Raw genomic sequence first — 26,118 nt, 5'->3', positions numbered from 1 at the left:
CGCCTAATTGGCGCTTTTTAAGCTACATTAACACAAATTAATATTTATGCTTAAGTGCCCACAAATGCAGTAATTCACTGGCAATCGTTGCAGCGGCAATGGCGGTAAGCTCACTTTGGTCGTACGACGGGGATACTTCAACCACATCCATTCCCACCATATTAACCCCTTTAAGTGCGCGTAAAATTTTAAGCACTTTATCAGAAGTTAAGCCACCACACACTGGTGTGCCCGTACCTGGTGCAAAGGCGGGGTCTAAACAATCTATATCAAAGGTTAAGTAAACCGGTAAATCACCCACTCGCTCAATAATCTGAGCTGCAATATCATTCGCATGCAGATCATTGGCTTGCATGGCATCAATCACTGCAAACTCATGCCTGCTTTGATCAAAGTCAGTACGAATGCCGAGCTGAATACTGTGATTAACATCAATTAACCCTTCCATTGGCGCATGATAAAACATGGTGCCGTGATCAAAACGCGAGCCGTTGCTATAGGTATCGGTATGCGCATCGAAGTGAACTAATGCCATTTTGCCATGAATTTTTGCATGTGCGCGCAATAGTGGTAACGTTACGAAATGATCGCCACCCAAGCCTAGCAATGTTTTACCTTGGCGAAGTATTTGCTCTGCCGCCATTTCCAATTGCGCGGTAAAATATTCCGGGTCACCTACCGGATAGGTAAAGTCGCCAGCATCCGCCACGGTTAAGCGCTCAAACAATGGAAATGTCCATGGATATTTTGTATCTTCCCATGCTAAATGTACCGATGCTCTGCGAATAGCATCAGGCCCTAAGCGGGCACCAGGGCGCCCTGAAGTGGCTAAATCAAACGGTAGACCCAATACCACTACATCGGCTTCAATCGCGTTAATGTTTTGTACCATAGGACGACGTAAAAACGTCATCCCATTTGAGTACAATGAGTGGTCAACACAACCAAACAAGCTAGACATTGCTTATAACTCTTCTAAATAAGTGTAGCCATCAAGGCCGCTTTGCAACTCGTCTAAAACGCTTTGCTGTTCATCTGCTGCAATTTTTGCGCTCACTAACTGCGCGTATGACTGCTGAAAACCTTCAACATCTAAATGTACATAACGCATCATGTCAGCCACAGTATCACCATGATTAATTTCTGTAATGCTAGCAATACCTTGCTCATCCATATTGACAATAGCACTGTGCGTATCACCAAATAAGTTATGCATATCGCCTAAAATCTCTTGATAGGCACCTACTAAGAAAAAACCCATTAAATAAGGTTTATCTGCTGTAAACTCTGGTACTGGTAACGTACTTTCAATGCCTTGACCATCTACATAATGCTCTAATGCGCCATCTGAATCACAGGTGATATCTAGTAACACAGCCCGTTTTTGTGGAGCTTGCGTTAAACCACTTAAAGGCAATACCGGAAACACTTGGTCAATACCCCACGCGTCAGGCAATGACTGAAACAATGAGAAATTGACAAAAAACTTGTCCGCTAAACGCGCATTCAGATCATCAATAATCGGACGATGGAAACGATTTTTGTTATCCATTAATTTATTAAGCTCATAACACACACGCAAATTAATTTGCTCGGCCCATGCGCGTTGGGTTAAATCTAATAATCCCATCGCAAACTGACTATGCGCTTCAGCTAAATCACCTTGGCTGTCGTGAAAAATCTCAATTAATGCACGGTCATCAGTAAGTACATGCAATTGTTGCCATGAAATCCACATATTTTTAAGTAATTGCGGCGCATCATCTGCCGGCGCTTCTATTTCTTCTGGTGCATATGTTTCGGTGCCAATTACATTGGAAATAAGCACTGCATGGTGCGCCGTTAATGCTCTTCCCGACTCTGAAATAATGGTAGGGAAAGGCTGTTCATACTGCTTACAAATATCACCTATGGTGTACACAATATTATTTGCGTATTCGGCTAAACTGTAGTTCATTGAGTTGTGTGATTGACTGCGTGTACCGTCGTAATCAACCGCTAAACCGCCCCCTACATCAAGGCACTCTATTTGTGCACCCAACTTACGTAATTCACAATAAAAACGCGCAGCTTCACTTACACCTAAGCGTACATCACGAATATTGGCCATTTGCGACCCTAAGTGAAAATGCACAAGCTGTACTAAATCAAGCTGATCTGTTTCTTTTAAACGGTTTACTACATACAGCACTTGTGAAGCAGACAACCCAAACTTCGATTTTTCACCGCCACTTGCTTGCCATTTTCCTTTGCCCTGCGATGCTAAGCGCACACGAATACCAATACGCGGTTTTACATTAAGTTCTTTGGCTTGGCTAAGCACCATATCCAGCTCAGACAGTTTCTCAAGTACGATATACACTTTATGGCCCAGCTTCTCGCCAATCAGCGCTAAGCGCACATATTCTTTATCTTTGTAGCCATTACACACAATGACCGCACTGGTTTTTTCAGCCAGCGCTAATACAGTTAATAACTCTGGCTTGCTACCAGCCTCTAAACCTAGCTGTTTTTTTTCTACTTGCGCTTGGCTGGCAACAATTTCTTCAACAACTTCACGCTGTTGATTTACTTTAATTGGATAAACTAATAAATAGTCTTTTGGATAGCCATAGCTTTCTATTGCGGTATTAAATGCGCCACATAGGCTATGCACACGATGGTGTAATATTTGTGGAAAACGAACAAGTGCTGGCAAGCTTAAACCTTTGTCTTCAAGTTGCTTAGCAATGTCTGTTAGTGCAATGGTTTGCTGTGGGGCATCAGCCTTGGGCGCAACATACACATCACCTTGATCATTAATACCAAAAAAACCTTGGCTCCAATGACGAACGTTGTAGCTCGTACGAGCTTGTTCTAGTGATGTTGTCTCTTTCATTTATCTTTCTCTTTTATTTATGAATGCCGATTCGGCTAGTTGCCGCGCATTAAAAGAAAAATAGTGATTCATGTCCAACAAGTATTTCTACTCGTAACGAGTTAGGATTGAAATTGATAAATAAAAGCTTCAAACAAAGCAATATTAGCTGAGCGCAAGCTCCATAAATAAGCTATTCGGGTTTTCTGTGTATTCACCAAAAGGGGCACATTGCACAAACCCTAAATTCTCATAAAGATGGATTGATTGTATTTGCTTTGGTCCTGTTTCTAGTTTTATGATTGGGATTTCTTCTTCGCCTGCATAGTGCAATAAAATTTGCATAATACGCCGCGATAAGCCTTTTCCGCGATAGCTAGGTTTTACGTAAAGCCGTCTAATTTCGCCATACCAGCTACCATCAAATTGCTTTACTATTGCGCCACAGGCAACTATTCCGTCTTGATTCTTTAACCCTACAGCGTAAACGCCCGGTAAACCAAGCTCATTAACTGTAAGCGCTTGTGAAGTTGCTACAGGATATAATGAGCTAATAAGTCGATCTATGTCAGCAAATACGTTGATCACATCCTGATCACAAGGGTCTAAGTCGACTAACTGCATGGTTTATCTCAAGGTTATGCTTAAATATATTTAAACTATACCGTATCGATAGGAATGAACAACCTACTTAGGCTAAGTTATTTTTAGTGGGTTAGTTTATTGCTAGGATAATAAATAGCTCAATAACAAGGTGAGAATATGATGTACCCAGAAAAAGAGCGCTTATTAGCGCTCTCTATCAATTATTAAAGCCCTTGTTCGTCTGCCATTTTCTTAACTATTTGTGGTGCCGTCCAAAGTGACGGTAGTAACACAAACGAAACTGGCACCGCAGTGACCACAATAAACGACTGCAAGGCTGAAATCCCGCCCTCGCCTATAGAAATAAGCAACGCCGCCATCACCCCCATCATAATCCCCCAAAACACTCGAATAGAGGTTTGTGGGTGATCGGTACCCGTCATTACCATAGATACCGAGTACGTCATTGAATCACCTGTTGTTGCCACAAAAATAGTGGTCAGTACTAAAAATAACACCGACACAACAAATCCCATAGGTAACTGCTCAGTGATGGCTAACAATGCCGCTGGCAAATTAAGCCCAGCAAAAGGCTCTGATATAGCGCCAGGATTATTTAATTCAAAAAAGATGCCTGAGCCGCCAACAATAGTAAACCAAAAACACGTGATCACAGGGGCAACCACAGAAATAAGTAAAATCATTTCACGAATAGTACGTCCACGGGATATACGTGCAACGAACATAGCCATTAATGGGCCATAACCTAAAAACCAGCCCCAAAAGAATACAGTCCACCAGTCTAGCCACGGTTTATCGGCACGAAATGTAGCCATAGGAATAAAGTTATCTAAATACAAACCAAAGGAATGAATGTAACTGTCGATAATAAACGCAGTTGGCCCCATTAGTAATATAAACAACATCAGCAACACTGCCAGTACAACATTAAAACGGCTTAGTAGCTGAATACCTTTGGTAACCCCACTTACCGCTGAAAGTGTGTAAATTCCAATTAAGCTAAATAAAATAACCACCTGCGTGGTGTAGGTATCAGGAATGGCAAACAATTTTTCTAGACCAAAACTCACTTGTAAACCTAAAAAACCAATAGGACCAACAGTGCCAGCAACCACAGCGAGTACACAACATGCATCAACAATAGTACCAAGTGCACCTTTCATTGCGCGATCGCCAAATACCGGGTAAAGCAAAGTGCGCGGTTTAAGCGGTAATCCTTTTTCGTAATGGAGATGCATATAAACAATACCGGTCAAACTACCTAAAATAGCCCAGGCTAAAAAGCCCCAGTGCATAAAGCTTTGTGCAAGAGCGTTGTAGGCGGCATCCTTTGTGCCAGTTTCACCACCAAATAACGGGGGCGGAGAAATAAAGTGTGCCATTGGCTCTGCTGCGGCCCAAAATACACCGCCACCTGCAAGCAAAGTACACATAATTATACTTATCCATTTGAAGGTAGATATTTCAGGGGTTTTTAAACCGCCGAGCACCACTGAACCGGTGCGGCCTACGGCTAAAAATATGCCAATCACAAAGGTTAATAACAGCAGAACTTGCCAAAAGGCGCCAAATATTTTGGTGGAGAAGGCAAAGGCAGAGTTTATCCAATCCGACATCAGTTTTATGTCGTACAGTGCCAGCGCGGCAAATAAAACTAATATACCGCCACTGATTAAAAAAACGGGTATATCAACCCCTTCCAGAAACTTTACTCGGGGAGAGTGTGTTTCACCCGACTTTAAAGCTACTTTCGTGGTATTCATTTATCGCTCCTAATGGTTTTTTACAGTTACCGACATAGCGACATACCATGACATAACCCTAAACCATAGTTACAACGAACGAAAAAGCAACTCAAAAGCAAGTTTCAAGTACCTGTCGTGTTTACGTTTAGATAATGTCACAACAAGTAGACTTATTGCCAATTCCTGACTAGTTTAACGCGTTAAAAACGCTAAACCAATGCCACAGCAATGATTTGTGCAACTGTTACAAAATAGTAAAAAACTCATTACACTTAGCTAGCAAACAAACAAAAAGTATACATTTCTGTTTGAGCTAAAACGCAGTAAGTTAGCAAACGTTACTGCCCAATTAGAGGTTAAACAAAGCGACTTATTGATTGGGGTAACTAAACTTGTCGCCTCAGTTAGTAACAAGCACGATGTTATTGGTGCTCTTTATGCCATTTTAAGTAATTGCTGTGTGTTAATGGTTTTGCAAATAAGAACCCTTGCACTGCGTTTACACCCATAGACTTTAATATATGTAGTTGCTCAGCACTTTCGACCCCTTCGGCTACAATATTAATATCTAAACTATGACCTAAACCAATAATAGACTGAACTATGCTTTGCCCCGATGCGTTATCCAACACTTTATCAATAAAGCTTTTATCTATTTTTAGTTCGTCTATCGGTAAAACACTCAAGTGCTTTAAACACGAGTAGCCGGTACCAAAGTCATCAATTGAAAATACAAATCCCTGCGACTTTAGCTCTTTCATTTGCTTTACCGTACTCATTAAATCACCCGCTAACATGGACTCAGTGATCTCTAATTTAATTTGTGAGGGTAATACATCATACGTCTCAATCGCTTTAAACAATTCTCCTTTTAAAGTAGAAGAATTAAACTGACACTGGCTAATGTTAATAGACACATTAAACTGGTTTTTCAGTGCGTTATGATCTCGAAGTGTTTCCAGTAAAATACAAATATCGCGCAATACAATGTTTTGTAACTTTTGAATTAAGCCAAATTGCTCGGCAATCGGAATAAACGAATTAGGAGAGATTAGTCCTTTGGTTGGGTGATTCCATCGTATGAGTGCTTCTGCACCAATAATACTGCCATCAATTGATAATTGAGGCTGAAAGTAAGCACAAAATTCATCACATGCAATCGCTCTGACTATATCTGTTTCAAGCTCAGTTTGATTTTCCAGTAAGGTTTGCAGTGCAGGATCGTAAAAGCTACTACTATTACCGCCTTTCATTTTAGAGCGATACATGGCGGTATCTGCAAATTTTAAAATATTTTCGCTAATAGCATTGGCGTTATTAATTAAACATATACCTATACTGCAGCTAACTTGAAACGCCAAATCCCCTATCTCAAACTTGTCATAAAAAACGCTTTGTACCACTTTAGCCATTAATTCTGATTCAAGACTCGCTTGCTTATGGCTATCTCCTACATTCTCAATGAGTATAATAAATTCATCACCGCCCACGCGGGCAAGGGTATCTGTTGGGTTTAAAACACGCGTTAGTCGCTGTGATAGCTCAACCAGTATTTCATCACCGGCATTGTGCCCTAATGAGTCGTTTATACGTTTAAAATTATCTAAATCTAAAAATAAGAGTGCGCCCGTGTGATCAGACTGCTTAATTTGTTCAACATACATACTGAGTTTATCATTGAGCATTCTGCGGTTCGGGAGGTTTGTAAGCGGGTCAAAAAATGCTAACCGTTGCACCTCTTCTTCTGCCGCTTTACGAGTAGAGATATCTCTGGCCATCCATACTACATGTCGCTGAGAGGGATTATTAGGTTGGTAACTTTCAAGCGGGGCTGTTCGTCCTTCAAATGTAAGTTGTTTACCTTTTATATTTAGCTGATACTCAAACACTTGAACTTCATTAGTTTGAAGCGTTTTGGCAATTACCGCCATAATAGGATTAGCATCCTCGGGAGGCATAATATCTCTGACATTTCGATTAATCACATGCTCTTGGCTTAAATATAAACTTTCATTAGTAGTGCCGTAAACGTTGGTATACTCCCCTTCTTCACTCAAAATGAGGGTTAGATCGGGAAGTACTTTTGCGAAGGCTTTAAACTTTTCATTACTTTGCTGTAATTCTGCAAGTAACACTTTTGATTTTAGTGACTCTGTGTGCTTTTCTAAAGCAATACTGGTGAAATCAACAAAAAAGTCTATTAACTCTAAATCTTGTGGTGTCGGTGACTTGGCACTGTCATGATAAATTGCAAAAGTGCCTAATATGTCTGATTGTGTTGAAATAATAGGGGTTGACCAGCACGACCTTAGATCAAAACTCAATGCCAACGCTTTATAGTTTTCCCATAAGGGTGATGTTGCAATATCTGAGGCTATTACTCGCTTTTTTTCATACACTGCAGTACCGCATGAGCCAACACTGGGGCCGATATGTACGCCATTAATTGCCTCACAGTAACCCTTTGCAATATTAGGCGCCGCACTATGAAATAACTGCTCACCTTTGAGTGTTAATATAGAGCACTTTGCAGAGGAGTCTTCAATAAGATCCTCAATAGATAAACAAATAATTTCAAGTACTTCATCAAGTGGCGCACCCAAGGCTATTTTAGATAATATACTTTGTTGCTGAGAAAGCAGCTTTCTGACTCTCATGATTTCAATCAAATTATATTCCTCAACAGTCACTTACGCTAAATGCGCCGCTATATTCTATATAATAATTTATTATAGTCTTTTGACTATACATAATATTGAAATTAGCATCTATGGTAATTTTGTCTATTGCCGAGCATTTTATTTCATTAAGCACTTTCGAAGAATTCAAAGCAATTGCCCAAGCTAGCAATTTATTATCATTCTATTTGAAATACCATTTATTAAATACTTTGTTACTTAAAAGTACTGTTTAAAATCATCAAGCTATTTATAATAGCCAAAAGATAAATAATCGATGAGGTTAGTGTGCAAATAACGCAAGGTATGGAATATTTTTTTTCCGGGTTTAAGTTAATTAGTCAAAAAGGACTAAAACGCTTTGTACTAATCCCCCTACTTATTAATATTTTATTATTTGGTAGCTCCTTATTCTTTTTATTTGGCTGGCTGAGTGATGGCTTTAATGCCGTAAATACCATGCTCCCAGAATGGTTAAGTTGGCTCGAATGGTTAATGTGGCCAATTGCTGTACTGGTGGTGCTGTTTAGTTACAGTATGTTATTTACCGTTATTACTAACTTTATCGCCGCACCTTTTAATGGCTTGCTAAGTGAAAAAGTTGAGCTGTACTTAACTGGTCAAAAAATTAACGACGATGGATTAGCTGATTTAGTCAAAGATGTGCCGCGAATGCTAGGCCGAGAATGGACTAAGCTTTGCTACTACCTCCCGCGCGCTATTGGCTTTTTTATTCTATTGTGGGTGTTACCGGTAATAGGCCAAGTGCTCTGGGTGCTTTTTACCTGCTGGATGTATGCGGTGCAATATAAAGATTATGCTTTTGATAACCACAAAGTTAGCTTCACTCAAATGAAAAATGACTTAAAAAGCAAACAAGGCTTATCTTACGGGTTTGGCTTTGCAGTGATGCTGCTAACCGCTATCCCATTTATAAATTTAATTGTGATGCCTGTGGCAGTGTGCGGCGCTACACGGTTATGGGTTGAGCATTACCGACCACAATATCGTAGTTAAAAAAAATGGGCCTGTTGGCCCATTTTTTATACTCGCTAATCAATTAACTATATAAGCTTTGTGGTACTTTAATTACGTTTAAGTGCACCGTTATCTCTTCACGATCATGGTACAAATGCTTAGCTTGTAATTCGTAGCTGATACCGAACTTCGCCATTTCCTCTCTAATCATTTTTAGACATTCATACACACTATCAAAGCGTTTTTTCATCGGTAGTTTTAGATTAAAAATAAGCTCTTTTGCATAGGCGTTTACTGCCCAGTCAATCATCAAGTTAGTTACTTTCGTTGGCTTTTCTACCATATCGCAAACTAACCAGGTTATGTTTCTTTTTTCTGGGCGGTATTTAAAACCATCCTCTCTAAAATGTTTTACTTGCCCTGTTTCCATTAAACTTTCATTCATTGGGCCATTATCTATCGCGCTAACAAACATACCACGGCGAACCAACTGATAAGTCCAACCACCTGGGCAAGCACCTAAATCAACGCTGCGCATCCCAGCTTGTACTCTTGACTCACGCTGCTGCTCAGGAATAAATACATTAAATGCTTCATCTAACTTAAGGGTTGAGCGGCTTGGGCCATCGTTTGGCATACGTAAACGCAGAATCCCCATAAAGAAAGGTGAGTTGTTATAGCTATAAGAGTGACCCACATACGCAGTATTATTAGCTAAAAACAGCACATGCATTACTGGACGATTGGCTTTTGGTTCACGCAATACGGTGTTTTGTTTCTCGAGCGCTTTTTTAAGCGGAGTTGATATCTTTTTACAAAAAGTCAGTAACTCCTTGCCCTCGTTGGTATCGGGTGTTTCTACTCGTAGTTCAGAGCATAAAGTAAAGTCTTTTGCGGCATCTACAATAGCGCCCACTCTATCCTCTAATGGCATATTTTCTATCAGGTTACCGGCAAACCATTGGCGTGCAAATACCATATTTTTAAAATCAACTTTTTTGATTATTTCGTCGCTGTGCTGCGCTTCAAAACATTCATAAATAACATAACCGGTATTTGGTTTTGCTTTTACATACCCAGCAAACCCTTGCTCGGCGGCGTGAAACGTTATTTCAGCAGCGGCATCGCTTTCAAAACCACTACGACAGTAAATCACAACACTAGACATATTAACCCTTAAACTCTTTAAAACTTAAATCGTGCAACTTGCACTAAAATAACTATCCAACCAATAATAAAACACAGTCCACCTAGTGGTGTAATTGGGCCCAGCCACTTTAAGCCGGTTAAAGCCAGTAAATATAAGCTGCCACTAAATAACAGTGTACCCGCTATAAAAAAACCACCTGCCATGCTTAAGTTAATGCCCCACTTTATTAAGATTGCCACTGCAATCAGTGCCAGCCCATGTACCATTTGATACTCGGCGGCGGTTTTAAAAATACCAATAGCGTAATCTGATAAGCGACTTTTTAAACCATGGGCAGCAAATGCGCCCAGTATCACTGAAAGCATACAAAAAAAGCTGCCTGCGAGTAAAAATAGTTTAATCATGTTTTTCCTCTTTTACATTCTCAATGGTGCTTTTGATAAAGTTAGCCGCCTGCATTGCTGCAACATTAAGGTTTTGTTGCTCGGTTATACCACTTTTTTTACGTGGTTTTAGTGAGTGGTCACCATCAGTTAACCATATATACTGCGGCTGTTTTGGCATTGCCATTGTGGCAAGCTCTTCACGGGTGCCAAAGGTGTCTCGTTCACCTTGTAGTACTAAAAAAGGACATGGTATGTCTGCAAAGTGATCTGTTCGGAGCTTTTCTGGCTTGCCCGGTGGATGAAACGGATAACCAAACGCAAGTACACCTAAAACAGTATGCGAGGTTGAGCAAGCAAGCATAGACGCCATTCGCCCGCCCATTGATTTACCCCCTATAAATAGCGGTAAATTTGCATCAGCTTGAGTAAGTATATGCTCAAAATATGTAAGTAATTTTGGTGCTCGCTCTGGTGGGCGACGTTTATTGGTTTGTTTAGCAATTTGCATGTATTCAAAATCAAACAGCCCAACGTCAATACCATACTCACTGAGCTGTTTGGCCATGGTTTGCATAAACTCAGAATCACTGCCAGCCCCTGCACCGTGCGCAAATATAAACTGTGCGATTGCAGGTTGCTGACTGCTTTTAACCCATTCAATGCTCATTAATATTCTTGCTCCTGCTCAACTAGGCTTAACATCCAATCTTTAAATGACACAATTTTACCTAATTCATTTTGCGACTCACGGATCACCAAATAATAGGCGTTTTTACTTTCTAAACTGTGATTAAACGGGATCACTAATCGACCTGCATCAATATCTGGTTTTGCTAAAACACTATTACCTATTGCAACACCTTGGCCATGTACCGCAGCTTGCAGCACCATAGATGAATGACTAAAAATAGGCCCTTGGTTAACTTGTACGTTGCGAACACCCGCGGTTTTCATCCACGTTTTCCAGTTTTTACGAGTGGTGTCATGCAATAAGGTATGGTTTGCTAAATCACTTGGTTGATTAAGCGCTCTAGGGCCACTTAACAATAATGGGCTACATAGTGGCACTAAGTATTCAGTGTGCAATTTATAAGCTTGTACGCCACTCCAATGACCGCGACCATAATAAATTGAAATATCAACATCGTCTGTTAACGAGTTTTCGTCCTGATCTTGGGCTTTAATTCGCACATCAATTTCAGGGTGTAACTCGTTAAATAAGCTCAATCGAGGAATAAGCCATTGAATCGCAAAGCTCGGGGTTAAACTCACTGTTAGCGAGCCTTTTGCACCACGGGCTAGTAGCTTTTCGGTTGCGTCAATTAGCTGAGTAAAAATCTCTTTAATATCTAAAAAGTAGCCTTGACCTTCTTCGGTTAGAAGTAACGAGCGATTTTTACGCAAAAACAACTTTAACCCTAAGTGCTCTTCGAGGGTTTTAATTTGATGACTTACCGCAGCCTGCGTCACATACAACTCTTCTGCGGCTTTAGTAAAGCTTAAATGACGGGCTGCAGCTTCAAAAGCTTTTAGCGCGTTTAATGGAGGAACTCGTCTTGACATGGCAACCAAGCTTAGAATTAGTTTTTCTTATGCGGTGAATTATATACCTATGCTGGGAAAGAGTATATTCAAGCCACAAAAAAAGCGACCTAAGTCGCTTTTTTATGAGTTAATCACTCTTTTATAAATCGCTAGCACTGGTATCAAGCGGAGCAAAGCTTTTGATTAAATCATCAACCGCTTTCATTTGCGATAAGTACCCTTCTAATTTACTCAGTGCTAATGCACAAGGGCCATCACATTTTGCTTCATTTGGATTTGGGTGTGCTTCAATAAATAAGCCTGCAATACCCAGTGCCATGCCACTACGAGCCAGTTCTGCTGCTTGAGCACGACGACCATCGGCTGAATCAGCTCGACCGCCAGGACGTTGTAGCGCATGAGTAGCGTCAAATATAACGGGCGCCATGGTTTTCATGTCATCCATGCCCAGCATATCAACCACTAGGTTGTTATAACCAAAGCTTGAACCACGTTCACACAAGGCCACATTATTATTGCCCGCTTCATTAAATTTAGTAATGATATGACGCATTTCATGTGGGGCTAAAAACTGTGGCTTTTTCACATTAATAATCGCGCCTGTTTTTGCCATTGCAACCACTAAGTCTGTTTGACGAGCCAAAAATGCCGGTAGCTGAATAACATCAACAACCTCAGCAACCGGTGCTGCTTGATGAGGTTCGTGCACATCGGTGATCAGCGGAATATTAAAGGTATTTTTAATCTCTTCAAATATCTTTAAGCCTTCTTCCATGCCCGGACCACGGTAAGAATTGATTGACGAGCGATTGGCTTTATCAAATGACGCCTTAAATACATAAGGAATATTTAATTTAGTAGTCACTTCAACATAATGCTCGGCAATACGCATCGCTAAATCACGAGATTCCAGCACATTCATGCCACCAAATAAAACGAAAGGTTTATCATTTGCCAGTTCTATTTGATTAATATTTATAACTTGGTTGTTCATTTTAATTCCTTATGGTGCAACTGCTTGCATCATTAATCCACAAATATACGCCATATATGTACCTACACCATAGCCTAGTACTGCTAATAAAACGCCTACCGGTGCCAGTGATGGATGAAACGCAGCGGCGACAACAGGAGCCGAGGCCGCGCCACCTACATTGGCCTGAGAGCCAACAGCCATGTAAAATAACGGCGCTTTAATTAGTTTAGCAACAATCAGCATTAAGCTGGCGTGAGTTAGCATCCAAATTGCACCAAGCACAAAATACATTGGTGAATCAAAAATCGCCATCACATTCATATGCAGGCCAATTGATGCTACTAAGATATATAAAAATGCTGATGCCACTTTAGACGAGCCAAAGGCTTCGATATGACGCACTCTAGTGAACGATAAACTAATGCCTATAGTGGTCGATATAACAATAAGCCAAAAGAACTTACTATTTAAACTGTATTCTTTTGCCCAAGCATAGTTATTGGCAAAGAACGGTCCTAAAATATCAGCACAAAAATGTGCTAAACCAGTAATACCAAAGGCAATAGCAATAATCATCATGTAATCATTCAGCGTTGGCATACGGGCATGCTCTGCATGGTATTTTTCAACACGCTGTTTTAAATCTTCAATCGCAGTGGTATCGGCCCCCGCTTTGGCATCAATCGCTTTATGGTTAGCCGCCATTAATAATAATACCGCCATCCATAGATTAGCCACAATCACATCAACAGTAACCATAGCAGAGAAGATATCACCGCCAACTTCAAACATCTCTTTCATAGACGCTTGGTTTGCGCCGCCGCCAATCCAGCTACCCGCAATAGTTGTCATACCCCGCCAAACAGCATCAGGGCCATGTCCACCCACTGCTTCAGGGTAAACGGCACTCATAATTAAAATAGCTAATGGCCCACCAATCACAATACCTGCGGTGCCCGTTAAGAACATAATTAATGCTTTAGGGCCTAGATTAATAATCGCTCTTAAATCAATGCTAATAGTTAGTAAGATTAAACACGCAGGTAATAAATACCGCGAGGCAACGTAATACACACTCGATTGCGAGCCATCAACAATACCAAAGGTATTTAGCAACGATGGTAAAAAATAGCACAGCAATAATGCAGGCACATATTTGTAAAATGTTACAAGCCCTGGGCGCTGACTTGACGAGGTTTTAAAAATAAAGCCTAAAATAATCGCCAGTAAACCTAGTACAACAGCATCATTAGTGATCAAGGCAGTTTGGGGATCAGCCATAACGTTTCCTATTTTTATTTTTAATGGTGGGTTTTATGATTATCTTCAAGTTCTTCGATTTGATGTTGGATGACTTCAATAGCAGGGTCGTCGGGACATTCATCAACAAAAAATTGTAAATCATCTCGTGCCATTTTAGGGCAACCTAGCTGATTTAGTAAATAGCCTCTGTCGCGTCGCTCATAGGGATCATCCCCTAGCATTTCCATTAACAAATCAACGCAAGTTAACGCATGACCAAATTTGTTCTCACTAATAAAAGACCATTTTTGTTGCGCTAAAAATAATTTATATACTTCGTCTTCAAAAATAAGCTCAAGAGGCTCTTGCTCTTGTGCATTATCTTCGTTGGTATTTTCAGGAATGATATACCAGCTTTGTTGACCACTACTTGGCTCAACAATGTACCCTTCATCATCGCTCATTGCGACGTGAATGCCCACTTCGCCTTGAGTTATGCTTACACTAGCATCAAGTTTTGCATGCTGTAAAAAATGGCATAACAAAATAGCTAAGGTCGTGGGTGTACCACTGCGCATAGATAAGGTGTAGCTAATACTGTTTAGCTTGTACTCAGGTACTTTAAGGCTTGACGCACTAAATAACCACTGACTGTAAAAGCAATCAAGTAGTTGTTCTAAACGATCATGTGCATCGCGTGTTTGCGAACAAATAGTCTCTATTTGTTGCTCAAACGCAGTCAATATTTCAAGACTTGGTGTTAAGTCTATTTGAGGGTCCCATTTAGCTTCTGCTTTAATACAACGATATATTGCCGGTGGCAAAAAATCATCGTAGGCATCTTCTATATAAGATTCATCGTGTTCATCAAACCCGAGGGTGGTCATTCATACTACAACATTCTAGAAAACGAACACGTAGTTTACCTAATTTTAAGGTTAGATACCAATAATCAGAAATGAAATAAAGAGGCAAGCTTTACACCTGTAGTGTAAAGCTTAAGCAAGTATTGTTAATTACAACAATAGCGGGGCTTTAGCGGTTGCTAAAAAGCCAATAGCTAAGATAACCGCAGTGTTAAACACTAAAAACATAACTTTAGGTAATGTTGTGGTTTGCTTCGCACTAATAATCCCAACGGCGATATAAATAACCACCAGTACAATTTTTTCTAATAGCCAAAGTTGCTCTAACGGATTTATTTTAGCCATGGCCATTAAAGTAATAGCCGAGATGATTAGTAAGGTATCTATACTGTGGCTACCAATGAAAACCACTTTATTTTTAGCAAGGCTGCCACTGCCCATGCGCGAAAAAGAACGTACGTAAAATAAAATAATACTCACTAGCGCAATCGCCATGTGCGTATGTTTTAATGCTAAATAATCCATGTGTATTGTTACTTCTGTTTAGTTATGTGTTTTATCAGGAAAGCGTAAAATTACCGCTTCAAGTTCTTCAAGTTTATCATTGAATACATCAACAAGTTTAGGATCAAAATGCGTACCTTTGTTTGCATTGATCTCAGTAACGGCTTCTTCAAGTGTCCACGCACCTTTATAACAACGTTTATGACGCAGTGCATCATACACATCGGCCAATGCCACTATGCGAGCAAAAATATCGATACTCTCGCCTTTTAAGCCGCAAGGGTAACCAGACCCATCCCATTTTTCGTGATGTTGCTGTGCAATTAAGGCCCCTGCACTGACTATTTTACGCGGTGAATCTTTTAAAATGGCGTAGCCTTTGCCTGCATGGGTTTTCATAACTTCCCACTCATCACTGTTTAATTTACCGGGTTTATTTAAAATAGCATCCGGAATACCTATTTTACCCACATCATGTAGAGGCGAGGCAAAGCGAATTAAATTCGCTTGCTCTTCAGATAATCCATACGCTAATGCCAGTTCATAACAAATATAAGCAACCCGTTTTACATGATTACCCGTTTCACATGAACGCTGTTCAACTGCTTCGCTTAAACGATAGACAAGTTCTTGCTGGGTGGCTTCAACTTCAGTGTGTAATTGTACATTTTCAAATGCCAACTGCACATTTTGAGAAAAAATTTCGATTAGATTTCGTTGTGTATCTGTCAGTTTCGATGGCACACCGGATACAAATAACATCGAATTATGATTAAATTTACTACTACAATAGGCAAACAAATAGTCATCTTTATAAACAATTGCTTTGTTAGCTAGGGCTTCTTGGCACGCTAAGAGTTGATCTGCTGCTAATACTGTTTCTAGCTCTTCCCCTTCGCGCTTAGCAAAATCACCAGTGCCAGAGCAAACAATCAGTTTTTTATTTAATTCCTCTGACGGATTTTGCGCAACTAAGGTAGTGGCATACATAGCTTCGTCGGCCACATTAAGCAAGGAGGTTAGCTGCTGCATCACCCCTTCAATAAAGTTATCCATTGAATGAGTTGCAAAAATATTGCGAGAGGCGGTAATTATTTTTTCCAGCCCCTCACGTGACTGCTCAATAGAAATAATATCGCGATACGAACGAAGGCTAGCCATCATCACGGTGAATAGTTTTTGTGCGGTGAGTTCTGTTTTAGATTTGTAGTCATTTATGTCGTAATTGACAATAACTTGACGCTCAGGAGCTTGACCTGGTTGACCAGTGCGTAAAATGATACGAATGTAATTATTTTTAACGGTATTACGTATGTATTTCGCGACTTGCAAACCAGCGTCGTCAGTTTCCATAACAACATCGAGTAGGATGATGGCTGCATCTGGGTGCTCATCAATTAACTTTTTTGCTTCTGCACCTGAATATGCGCTAATAAATTCCAAACGTTTATCTTGGAACTTAAAGTCACTTAAAGCTAAACGTGTAACAGCGTGAACCTCTGGCTCATCATCAACTATTAAAACTTTCCATGTCCCTTGCTCTTCACATGCTACTTCAGGTGGTTGTTCATTTGAAAATAAAAAATCTTCCATCACATAGAATTCCTTAAACCATATGCAAACAAACAACGGAGCTACTATAAATAATTTAGGGCCATTGTCCGAACGTTACGCGGTCGTTATTACCAAGATCTTTCACTGTGCTTACATTTATAAACGCCATTTGATTGAAAATATGACGCACAGCTGCACTTTGCTCAAATCCGTGTTCAATTAAAAGATAGCCACTTGCGTGTAAATAGTCACGTGATTGTGTAATTATTTGTTTAATATCAGCCATTCCTGCATCATCTGCGACTAATGCAGACAAAGGTTCAAAGCGCACGTCGCCTTGATGTAAGTGAACATCGTCATGTTCTATATAGGGTGGATTGGTTACAATTAGATCAAATTTTTTGTTTTTTAACGCACGGAACCAGTTACTCTGCTCAACAGTCACATTATTAATAGCTAATCGCTCTTGGTTGCGCTTTGCCAACGCTACCGCATCATCAATACGATCAACAGCAATAATATCCCATGAGGGCATTTCGCTCCCAAGTGCCAGTGCTATAGCCCCTGTGCCCGTGCCTAAATCAAGTACTTTCGCGTTTTTAGGCACTTCGCACTCAAGCGCAAGTTCAACTAAGGTTTCTGTATCAGGTCGAGGGATAAGTGTTGTTGGGTTCACTTCAAGCTGCAAACTCCAAAATTCACGACAGCCGGTAATATGCGAAACAGGTTCGCCCTGTAAGCGACGTTCACAGGCACGTTGAAATGCCTGATACTGCTCATCTGTGAGCTGTTTTTCAGGCCAAGTAAATAAATAACTTCGTGGCTTTTGTAAAATATTGAGCAGTAATACTTGTGCATCTAACTTTGCGCTATCACTACTCGATGCTAATAAATTAGTACCTGTAGTAATAGCGTTTTCAACAGAAGGCGTCACGATTAATCGTCGCCCATTGCTGCAAGTAAATCTGCTTGATGCTCTTGCATTAGTGGCTCAACAACAGCGCCTAAATCACCCGCTACCACTTCATTAAGACGATAAAGCGTTAAGTTAATACGGTGATCGGTAATACGACCTTGTGGATAGTTGTATGTACGAATACGCTCAGAACGATCGCCGCTGCCAACTAAGTTACGACGTTCTGATGCTTCAGCAGCATGACGCTTTTCATCTTCAGCTTGCTGAAGGCGCGCAGCCAATACCGACATCGCTTTAGCACGGTTTTTATGCTGAGAGCGCTCATCTTGACACTCAACCACTACACCCGTAGGTAAATGGGTAATACGAATTGCAGAGTCGGTTTTATTTACGTGCTGACCACCCGCGCCCGACGCTCTAAAAGTATCGACTTTAATGTCGGCAGTATTGATTTCGATGGCTTCTGCTTCTGGTACTTCAGCCATAACAGCTACAGTACATGCTGAGGTATGTACACGGCCTTGAGACTCAGTTTCAGGAACACGTTGTACACGGTGAACGCCTGATTCAAATTTTAATTGCCCGTAAACACCTTCACCGCTGATGTTAGCAATTACTTCTTTGTAACCACCGTGCTCACCTTCGTTGGTGGTAACAACCTCTACTTTCCATTTTTTTGTTTCTGCGTAACGGCTATACATTCTGAATAAGTCGCCAGCAAAAATAGCAGCTTCATCGCCCCCTGTTCCTGCACGAACCTCTAAAAATACATTGTTGTTGTCTCTCGGATCTTTAGGCAGCATCAGAACTTGAATGTCGTCTTCTAAAGTCGAAATCTGTGCTTTTGCTTCTTTGTATTCTTCTTGTGCCATTTCACGCATTTCAGGGTCTGAATCTTTAAGCATTTCTTCAGCACTGCTCAAATCCTCTTGTGCTTGCTGGTACGCTAAAAATGTTTTTACCACTTCTTCAAGCTCAGAGTATTCTTTTGAAAGAGTACGAAAGCGGTTTTGATCACTAATGACCGATGGGTCACTTAGTAGCGCTTGTACTTCTTCATAGCGCTCAACTAAGGTTTCTAATTTACGATAAACGGACTCTTTCATTTAACTGTTATTCCTGATCTATACCTAACATTTTTTTCAATTGATTTAACTGAGCCACTTCACCTTTTTTCGCTGCATCTTGGATGGCACGGGTAGGCGCGTGCATTAAGCGATTGGTTAATTTATTGGCTAGCTCTAAAATTACTTTTTCTGCACTTTTACCTGTATTTAGCTGGCTTAGGGCCCTATCTACAAGTTCTGCTTTTGTAGTTTGTACATCATTACGGTAGTGGCGAATTAAATCCACTGAATCAAGTGAACGCAGCCACATAAAAAACTCTTTGGTGCGTTCACTAATAATAATTTGTGCTTGTTCTGCCGCTTGCTCACGTGCAGCCATGTTTTCGCTAACAATGGCTTGTAAGTCATCAACGGAATATAAATAAGCGTCGTCAAGCTCTCCGACTTGGCTTTCAATATCGCGTGGTACAGCAATATCTATAAAAAGCATAGGCTTATAACGACGTTGTTTCAGTGCTTGTTCCACCACCCCTTTACCAATAATAGGCAAAGTACTGGCGGTGGAGCTAATAACAATATCGGCTTGGTGTAATCGTTCTGGTAATTGTGCCAAGGCAATAACATCTGCTGATACTTCATCCGCTAAGCCGCGAGCGCGTTCTATTGTTCTATTTGCTACCGTTATTTTTTGTGGCTCATTTTGGTATAAATGTTTTGCTACCAGCTCAATGGTTTCACCAGCACCAATTAATAGCACCTTGGTTTTGTCTAATTTGCCATAAATATGCTTTGCAAGATTAACCGCAGCAAACGCAACCGAGACTGCACTTGCACCAATGTTAGTTTCGGTGCGTACTTCTTTTGCCACTGAAAAGGTTTTTTGAAACAAACGATCAAAAGTTACACCCACCGCATCGTGGGTTTTAGCACTGTTATACGCTTGCTTTATTTGCCCTAAAATCTGTGGTTCACCTAATACCAGCGAATCAAGCCCGCAGGCTACACGCATTAAATGGTTTATTGCTGCGCTGTCTTCATAACAGTAGATGTTTTTACTCAGTTCATGTTCATCTAAACCATGGAAACTGGCTAACCATTGCAACAATGTTTGGGAATTTTGTTGCGCAAGGCTACAATACACTTCAGTGCGATTACAGGTAGATACAATAACCGCTTCATTAAAGTCGGCATGACCACTTAATTGCTGTAGCGCCTCTGAAATTTGCTCAGGCGAAAAGGCCACTTTTTCTCGTAAATCTACGGATGCGGTTTTGTGATTAATACCAAGTGCTATTATGGTCATATCTGCCAAATATTGCTGAGCCCTACTACATAGGCGGCAATTTTATCAAAAATCTCAGGAATATGGAAAGTAAGGAACAACATTTGACTCGACAATATTTTATTTTAACCCTGTTATTTGTTTTTTTAACGGGCTGCGCCAATAAAAACAACTACAATACAAAAACTTACGAAGACTGGAAGTTACGTCTTAGTACACAAAAAACTTGGCAGGTGGAAGGTAAATTAGCGTTTATTAGCCCTGATGAGCGCCAATCTGCTAACTTAAATTGGCAACAAACACAAAATAGTAATCATTTAGTGTTAACCACATTTATTGGCACCCGAATTTTATCGCTCAAACAAACCGCAGTGGGGGCTGAATTAATATTTGATGATCAACAGTTTTTTGATACTAATGCGAGTAAACTTTTACAACGCTTAACGGGGTTTACTTTACCGGTAAATAACGCCGGTCAGTGGTTAAAAGCCACTATTGACGATCAAACCTTAGAAGTCGATCAAGTAGGCCGTGCTAAAAGCGTGTTATGGTTTGATGACGCTGGCAAAAAATGGCAAATAAACTACACCAGTTACATACAAAAACACGGTTTTTGGTTACCTAACGCGCTAACCTTAACCCATCAAAAGATTAAAATTAAAATCAAACTCTACGATTGGCAGTTTAACTAATTATGAATACTCCCTTTGAACTTTCGCTGATTGCGCCGGCGAAGCTAAATTTATTTTTACATATTAATGGTCGCCGTGATGATGGCTATCATGAATTAGAAACCCTGTTTACATTTTTAAACTATGGCGACGAGCTCCATTTTACGCTTACTAATGATAAAAATATTAGTATTAGCGGTGACACTCATGGCATTGCACTAACTGACAACTTAATTTATAAAGCAGCTTTATTATTGCAAACTCAGTGTAAAGTGAATGTAGGTGCAAAAATAAATTTAACTAAACGTTTGCCTATGGGCGGAGGTGTTGGTGGTGGTTCATCCGATGCCGCAACAACACTTTTAGCGCTTAATACACTGTGGAATACCGCTCTTACACTAGATGAACTTGCAGATTTAGGCTTGAAGCTCGGTGCAGACGTACCTGTATTCATTAAAGGTAAAAGCGCCATAGCACATGGCATTGGCGAGCAATTAGAGCATGTTAAATTGCCACAAAAATGGTACTGCGTTGTTTTTCCAAACCAGCATGTCAGTACTGCACAAATATTTACTCACCCCGATTTAAAACGTGACACGCCTAAACTTTTAGGTGACTGGCAACAACAGGTTTTAACTAACGATTGTGAGCCTTTAGTGAAAAAGCTGTGTCCCGAGGTTGAAAAAACCCTGCAGTGGTTGCTAAAATACGCCCCATCAAAGATGACCGGAACAGGTTCATGTTGTTTTGTTGAATTTGCTAGTCAAGTTCAAGCACAAGATGTACTTGCTAACCTCCCCCATACTTGGCAGGGGTTTATCGCATCAAGCGTTAATACTTCTCCTGCTCACACGGAGTTAGCCGCCATCATTGATAAATGAAGTAACGTACAAGTAATCATAAGTTAACCTACTTTGTTCATTCAATGTAAGTTAGTCCAAAAATTCAGTGCCTGAGGAACCCTACCGTGCCTGACATGAAGCTCTTCGCTGGTAACGCAACACCTGACCTAGCTCAAAAAGTTGCAAAACGTTTATATATTGAATTAGGCGATGCTGTTGTTGGCCGTTTTAGTGACGGTGAGATCAGTGTTCAAATTAATGAAAATGTTCGTGGCTCGGATGTTTTTATCTTACAATCAACCTGTGCCCCTACTAACGATAACCTGATGGAACTTATCGTTATGGTTGATGCGCTACGCCGTGCATCTGCCGGTCGTATCACTGCTGTTATTCCTTATTTTGGTTATGCTCGTCAAGATCGTCGTGTACGTTCTGCGCGTGTGCCAATTACAGCTAAAGTGGTTGCGGATTTCTTATCAAGTGTAGGTGTTGACCGCGTTCTTACGGTTGATTTACATGCTGAGCAAATCCAAGGCTTCTTCGATGTACCAGTAGATAACGTATTTGGCAGCCCGGTATTATTAGAAGATATGAAAAACCGCGACTTTGATGACGTGGTTGTTGTATCACCTGATATTGGTGGTGTTGTACGTGCCCGTGCAATTGCAAAACTATTGAACGATACCGACCTAGCTATTATTGATAAACGTCGCCCTCAAGCTAACGTTTCTCAAGTAATGCATATTATTGGTGACGTTGAAGGTCGTGATTGTATTATTGTTGATGACATGATTGATACCGGTGGTACATTGTGTAAAGCAGCTGAAGCTCTTAAAGAGCATGGTGCTAAACGTGTATTTGCTTACGCTACTCACCCTATTCTTTCTGGTACAGCTGCAGAAAACTTACGTAACTCTGTGATTGATGAAGTGATTGTAACTGACTCAATTCCACTGTCTGACGAACTAAAAGCGCTTGATATTGTTAAAGTATTAACACTTGCAGATATGTTAGCAGAGACTATTCGTCGCATTAGCAACGAAGAATCTATCTCGGCAATGTTTGAACATTAAAGTTAAACATTAATGAGTATAAAAGCGCCTTTTGGCGCTTTTTTTGTAGGTGATGTTTATTTTATAAACCCGCAGTGGTATGATAGCGCGCCTTTTGGCTAGGGACCTTGGTCGCAAAGGCCCTAACACTTTTAATTATTGGAGACATCATGTCTAACACAACTTATACTTATGACGCTGAACTTCGCGTAGAAACTGGTACTGGTGCGAGCCGCCGCCTACGTCGCGAAGACAAAGTGCCGGCAATCCTTTATGGAGCTGATAAAGAAGCTTTATCGCTTACTTTTGAACATAAAGATATGATCAAAGCACAAGAAGACGAAGGCTTTTACACTCACATCCTTACATTAAATGTAGGTGGCGAGAAAGTTGAAGCTATCTTAAAAGATATCCAACGTCACCCTTTCAAGCCTAAGCTTACTCACCTTGATTTCCAACGTGTAGACGCAACTCACAAACTAGTAACTAAAGTTCCTTTACACTTCATCGGTGAAGATAAAGTAACTAAGTTAGGTGCAACTGTTGTTCACCAGTTAACTGAAGTTGAGATTTCTTGTCTTCCTAAGTCACTTCCAGAATTCATCGAAGTAGACGTATCTGATCTTGTAGCTGGTGATTCAATCCACCTTACAGATCTTGCGTTCCCTAAAGGTGTTCAATCTGTTGAGCTTGGTAAAGGCGAAGGCCACGATCAGTCTATCGTTACTATCAAAGCTAACAAAGCAGCTCCAACTGAAGACGACGCTTCAGACGCTGCAGAATAATATTTAAGGTCTCGCACCTTGAATTCTATTCAAATGCTTGTGGGCCTGGCTAATCCAGGCCCCGAATACGCAAATACACGCCACAACGCAGGTGCTTGGTTCATTCAAGAACTCGCTGCACGCTACAACTGCACGCTAAAACACGACCCTAAATATCACGGCCTTACTGGCAAAGTGATTATTCAAGGCAAAGAATTCAAATTACTGATCCCCACCACTTACATGAACTTAAGTGGCAAAGCGGTGAGTAGTTTAGCCAATTTTTTTAAAATCCCAGTGGAAGACATACTTGTCGCCCATGATGAATTGGATTTAGACCCAGGCGTTGCCAAATTAAAAAAAGGCGGCGGACATGGCGGTCATAATGGCTTAAAAGACATTATTGCAAAAATGGCAAATCAAAAAGACTTTATGCGCTTACGCATAGGTGTTGGTCATCCAGGACATCGTGAAATGGTCACCGGTTGGGTGCTTGGAAAAGCAGCCAAGGAAGATCAGGAAAAAATGGATGCCGCAGTTGATGAAGCAGTTCGTTGTATGGAAATACTTGCTAAAGACGGTGTGTTAAAAGCACAAAACAGACTACATTCGTTTAAACCCTAATTTTTAGGGGTATATGTACACACGTTTTAAACGAATCTAAACAAGGTATCTTACTATGGGTTTTAAATGTGGCATCGTTGGCTTGCCTAATGTTGGTAAATCAACACTTTTCAATGCATTGACTAAAGCGGGTATTGAAGCCGCTAACTTTCCTTTTTGTACCATTGAACCTAATACAGGTGTGGTACCGGTGCCAGATCCTCGCCTAGACGAACTTGCTAAAATTGTTAACCCACAACGTATTCTTACAACAAGTATGGAATTTGTGGATATTGCAGGTTTAGTTAAAGGTGCATCGAAAGGTGAAGGCCTAGGCAATCAGTTTTTAGCAAATATTCGTGAAACAGATGCGATTGGCCATGTAGTTCGCTGTTTTGAAGATGAAAACGTTATTCACGTAGCGGGTACTATTGACCCTGCGGACGACATTGACGTGATCAACACAGAGCTTGTGCTTGCTGATATGGACAGTGCTGATAAAGCAATTTTCCGTAATGCAAAAAAAGCAAAAGGCGGTGATAAAGACGCAAAAGAGCAAAATGCAGTACTTGAAAAAGTAAAAGTGCATCTTGATGAAGGCTTAACTTTACGTTCTTTAGCACTAACAAAAGAAGAAAAAGCAGCAATTGCACCTATTAACTTCTTAACCATCAAGCCAACGATGTATATTGCAAACGTAGCAGAAGATGGATTTGAAAATAACCCACTACTTGATCGTGTGCGTGAAATAGCTGCTGCTGAAGATGCGGTTGTTGTACCTGTGTGCGCTGCCATCGAGTCTGAGCTTTCTGAGCTTGAAGATGAAGACAAGTTAGAGTTTATGGCTGACCTTGGTCTTGAAGAGCCAGGGCTTAACCTTGTTATTCGTGGCGGTTATGAATTACTGCACTTACAAACCTACTTTACTGCGGGCGTAAAAGAAGTTCGCGCATGGACTATCCCTGTGGGTGCAACAGCGCCACAAGCTGCAGGAAAAATCCATACCGACTTTGAACGTGGTTTTATCCGTGCACAAACAATTGCTTTTGATGACTTTATTGCTTGTAAAGGCGAAAGCGGTGCAAAAGAAGCAGGTAGAATGCGCCAAGAAGGTAAAGAATACATTGTTAAAGATGGCGATGTAATGAACTTCTTATTCAACGTATAATTAAACACTGCACCACCTTGAGTGGCTAATTGTTTTTAAAAGGCTCGTTTTTACGAGCCTTTTTACTTTTCAGCCGAATAAAAACAATAATTAGCTACTTTTACCATAAGCTCAGAATTGTAAAACAAAGCTATAATTACAATGCCACGCTGATAAAGAGTGTTAAAAAAGCAACGTTTTAATTAAAAAGTAGCCGGTTAGCCTATTTTTCCTGCAAACAAACCAACTTAAGTGTTTTTTTGCAAAAAAGGTGTTGACGAATTTGGGGCATATCAGCATAATACGCCCCGCACTCAGCGATGAAGTGCTAACAAAAGAGATGGCTAAGTAGCTCAGCTGGTTAGAGCACATCACTCATAATGATGGGGTCACAGGTTCAAATCCCGTCTTAGCCACCATTTATTTTTTGTTGCTCAATGAAGAGTTTAAAATAACTACCATTTCTTTGATTAATTCAAAGTAATAATGCGGGAGTGGCGGAATTGGTAGACGCGCTGGATTTAGGTTCCAGTATCTTAGGATGTGAGAGTTCAAGTCTCTCCTTCCGCACCATATTCTTGATGAGAATTAAAATTATCAATTGTTTATTGTTGGGATATCGCCAAGCGGTAAGGCACCAGGTTTTGATCCTGGCATTCCCAGGTTCAAATCCTGGTATCCCAGCCA

At 40.6% G+C, this 26,118-nt stretch carries 24 protein-coding genes and 3 tRNA genes; 10 read left to right on the top strand and 17 right to left on the bottom strand.

From position 1 onward, the window contains the following. Window positions 1–37: 37 nt before the first annotated feature. From speB to MTF66_RS36795, 5 genes are all read right to left on the bottom strand, one after another. Window positions 38–961, bottom strand: a complete 924-nt coding sequence (gene speB / locus MTF66_RS36815) for an agmatinase (protein WP_138622791.1) — start codon at window positions 959–961, stop codon at window positions 38–40. Between the two features lie 3 nt (window positions 962–964). Beyond that, window positions 965–2,878 carry a biosynthetic arginine decarboxylase gene (gene speA / locus MTF66_RS36810; RefSeq protein WP_010388379.1) on the bottom strand — a complete coding sequence of 638 codons (1,914 nt, stop codon included), beginning with the start codon at window positions 2,876–2,878 and terminating at the stop codon, window positions 965–967. Window positions 2,879–3,022: 144 nt separating this feature from the next. Then, on the bottom strand, window positions 3,023–3,481 hold the full coding sequence (locus tag MTF66_RS36805) for a GNAT family N-acetyltransferase (protein ID WP_008467955.1): 459 nt from the start codon (window positions 3,479–3,481) through the stop codon (window positions 3,023–3,025). 185 nt (window positions 3,482–3,666) lie between these two features. Then, the gene (locus tag MTF66_RS36800) at window positions 3,667–5,226 is read right to left on the bottom strand and encodes a BCCT family transporter (protein WP_248530200.1); all 1,560 of its coding nucleotides are present in this window, start codon (window positions 5,224–5,226) and stop codon (window positions 3,667–3,669) included. Between the two features lie 404 nt (window positions 5,227–5,630). Further along, window positions 5,631–7,877: a bifunctional diguanylate cyclase/phosphodiesterase gene (locus tag MTF66_RS36795; protein ID WP_248530199.1), complete on the bottom strand. Its 2,247-nt coding sequence runs from the start codon at window positions 7,875–7,877 to the stop codon at window positions 5,631–5,633. A gap of 315 nt (window positions 7,878–8,192) precedes the next feature. Here MTF66_RS36795 and cysZ point away from each other — a divergent pair, with 315 nt between their 5' ends. After that, window positions 8,193–8,903 (top strand): sulfate transporter CysZ, encoded by a 711-nt coding sequence (gene cysZ / locus MTF66_RS36790; protein ID WP_282454259.1) that lies wholly within the window; start codon window positions 8,193–8,195, stop codon window positions 8,901–8,903. 43 nt (window positions 8,904–8,946) lie between these two features. On the opposite strand, the gene rlmM is transcribed toward cysZ, so the two are convergent. The 12 genes from rlmM to hemA form a co-directional block, all read right to left on the bottom strand. Further along, window positions 8,947–10,032 carry a 23S rRNA (cytidine(2498)-2'-O)-methyltransferase RlmM gene (rlmM, locus tag MTF66_RS36785; protein WP_055013323.1) on the bottom strand — a complete coding sequence of 362 codons (1,086 nt, stop codon included), beginning with the start codon at window positions 10,030–10,032 and terminating at the stop codon, window positions 8,947–8,949. Between the two features lie 17 nt (window positions 10,033–10,049). After that, window positions 10,050–10,418, bottom strand: a complete 369-nt coding sequence (locus MTF66_RS36780; protein WP_010388367.1) for a DUF423 domain-containing protein — start codon at window positions 10,416–10,418, stop codon at window positions 10,050–10,052. Beyond that, window positions 10,411–11,067 carry an alpha/beta family hydrolase gene (locus tag MTF66_RS36775; RefSeq protein WP_054202476.1) on the bottom strand — a complete coding sequence of 219 codons (657 nt, stop codon included), beginning with the start codon at window positions 11,065–11,067 and terminating at the stop codon, window positions 10,411–10,413. The genes MTF66_RS36780 and MTF66_RS36775 overlap by 8 nt, the downstream gene beginning before the upstream one ends. After that, entirely contained in the window at window positions 11,067–11,963 is an 897-nt protein-coding gene (locus MTF66_RS36770; RefSeq protein ID WP_008115185.1) for a transcriptional regulator GcvA, read from the bottom strand. Before MTF66_RS36770 ends, MTF66_RS36775 begins: the two co-directional genes overlap by 1 nt. Window positions 11,964–12,084: 121 nt before the next feature. Continuing rightward, window positions 12,085–12,939, bottom strand: a complete 855-nt coding sequence (gene kdsA / locus MTF66_RS36765; protein ID WP_054202475.1) for a 3-deoxy-8-phosphooctulonate synthase — start codon at window positions 12,937–12,939, stop codon at window positions 12,085–12,087. Between the two features lie 9 nt (window positions 12,940–12,948). Beyond that, window positions 12,949–14,202 carry a DUF819 domain-containing protein gene (locus tag MTF66_RS36760; RefSeq protein ID WP_010388358.1) on the bottom strand — a complete coding sequence of 418 codons (1,254 nt, stop codon included), beginning with the start codon at window positions 14,200–14,202 and terminating at the stop codon, window positions 12,949–12,951. 20 nt (window positions 14,203–14,222) lie between these two features. Beyond that, a complete protein-coding gene (locus tag MTF66_RS36755) occupies window positions 14,223–15,050 on the bottom strand; it encodes a tetratricopeptide repeat protein (protein ID WP_010388352.1) in 828 nt (275 codons plus the stop codon). A 129-nt stretch (window positions 15,051–15,179) separates the two neighbouring features. Further along, complete coding sequence (locus MTF66_RS36750) at window positions 15,180–15,554, bottom strand: SirB2 family protein (protein ID WP_054202473.1); 375 nt, start codon at window positions 15,552–15,554, stop codon at window positions 15,180–15,182. Between the two features lie 18 nt (window positions 15,555–15,572). After that, on the bottom strand, window positions 15,573–17,126 hold the full coding sequence (locus MTF66_RS36745) for a DUF3369 domain-containing protein (RefSeq protein ID WP_138622803.1): 1,554 nt from the start codon (window positions 17,124–17,126) through the stop codon (window positions 15,573–15,575). Between the two features lie 55 nt (window positions 17,127–17,181). After that, window positions 17,182–18,021 (bottom strand): peptide chain release factor N(5)-glutamine methyltransferase, encoded by an 840-nt coding sequence (prmC, locus tag MTF66_RS36740; protein ID WP_138622785.1) that lies wholly within the window; start codon window positions 18,019–18,021, stop codon window positions 17,182–17,184. A 2-nt stretch (window positions 18,022–18,023) separates the two neighbouring features. Then, window positions 18,024–19,109 carry a peptide chain release factor 1 gene (prfA, locus tag MTF66_RS36735; protein ID WP_010388346.1) on the bottom strand — a complete coding sequence of 362 codons (1,086 nt, stop codon included), beginning with the start codon at window positions 19,107–19,109 and terminating at the stop codon, window positions 18,024–18,026. A gap of 7 nt (window positions 19,110–19,116) precedes the next feature. Continuing rightward, window positions 19,117–20,373 carry a glutamyl-tRNA reductase gene (gene hemA, locus MTF66_RS36730; protein WP_010388345.1) on the bottom strand — a complete coding sequence of 419 codons (1,257 nt, stop codon included), beginning with the start codon at window positions 20,371–20,373 and terminating at the stop codon, window positions 19,117–19,119. A gap of 83 nt (window positions 20,374–20,456) precedes the next feature. Here hemA and lolB point away from each other — a divergent pair, with 83 nt between their 5' ends. From lolB to MTF66_RS36685, 9 genes are all read left to right on the top strand, one after another. Continuing rightward, on the top strand, window positions 20,457–21,044 hold the full coding sequence (gene lolB / locus MTF66_RS36725; protein ID WP_138622783.1) for a lipoprotein insertase outer membrane protein LolB: 588 nt from the start codon (window positions 20,457–20,459) through the stop codon (window positions 21,042–21,044). Window positions 21,045–21,046: 2 nt separating this feature from the next. Further along, window positions 21,047–21,904, top strand: coding sequence for a 4-(cytidine 5'-diphospho)-2-C-methyl-D-erythritol kinase (gene ispE / locus MTF66_RS36720; RefSeq protein ID WP_138622781.1), 858 nt, complete (start codon window positions 21,047–21,049; stop codon window positions 21,902–21,904). Window positions 21,905–21,990: 86 nt separating this feature from the next. Then, window positions 21,991–22,938, top strand: coding sequence for a ribose-phosphate pyrophosphokinase (locus MTF66_RS36715; RefSeq protein WP_008115168.1), 948 nt, complete (start codon window positions 21,991–21,993; stop codon window positions 22,936–22,938). A gap of 149 nt (window positions 22,939–23,087) precedes the next feature. Further along, window positions 23,088–23,702 (top strand): 50S ribosomal protein L25/general stress protein Ctc, encoded by a 615-nt coding sequence (locus MTF66_RS36710; RefSeq protein WP_010388341.1) that lies wholly within the window; start codon window positions 23,088–23,090, stop codon window positions 23,700–23,702. An 18-nt stretch (window positions 23,703–23,720) separates the two neighbouring features. Then, window positions 23,721–24,305, top strand: a complete 585-nt coding sequence (gene pth, locus MTF66_RS36705) for an aminoacyl-tRNA hydrolase (RefSeq protein WP_008115166.1) — start codon at window positions 23,721–23,723, stop codon at window positions 24,303–24,305. A gap of 55 nt (window positions 24,306–24,360) precedes the next feature. Beyond that, window positions 24,361–25,452 (top strand): redox-regulated ATPase YchF, encoded by a 1,092-nt coding sequence (gene ychF / locus MTF66_RS36700; protein ID WP_138622779.1) that lies wholly within the window; start codon window positions 24,361–24,363, stop codon window positions 25,450–25,452. A 321-nt stretch (window positions 25,453–25,773) separates the two neighbouring features. Beyond that, window positions 25,774–25,850: transfer RNA gene (locus MTF66_RS36695), tRNA-Met, on the top strand. 69 nt (window positions 25,851–25,919) lie between these two features. Next, a tRNA-Leu gene (locus MTF66_RS36690) sits at window positions 25,920–26,004 on the top strand. 39 nt (window positions 26,005–26,043) lie between these two features. Further along, window positions 26,044–26,118 (top strand) — tRNA-Gln (locus MTF66_RS36685).

Source organism: Pseudoalteromonas sp. 2CM39R (assembly GCF_023161845.1).
Note: the sequence above shows the minus strand (reverse complement) of the source record. Positions and strands in the feature narration are given on the sequence as shown.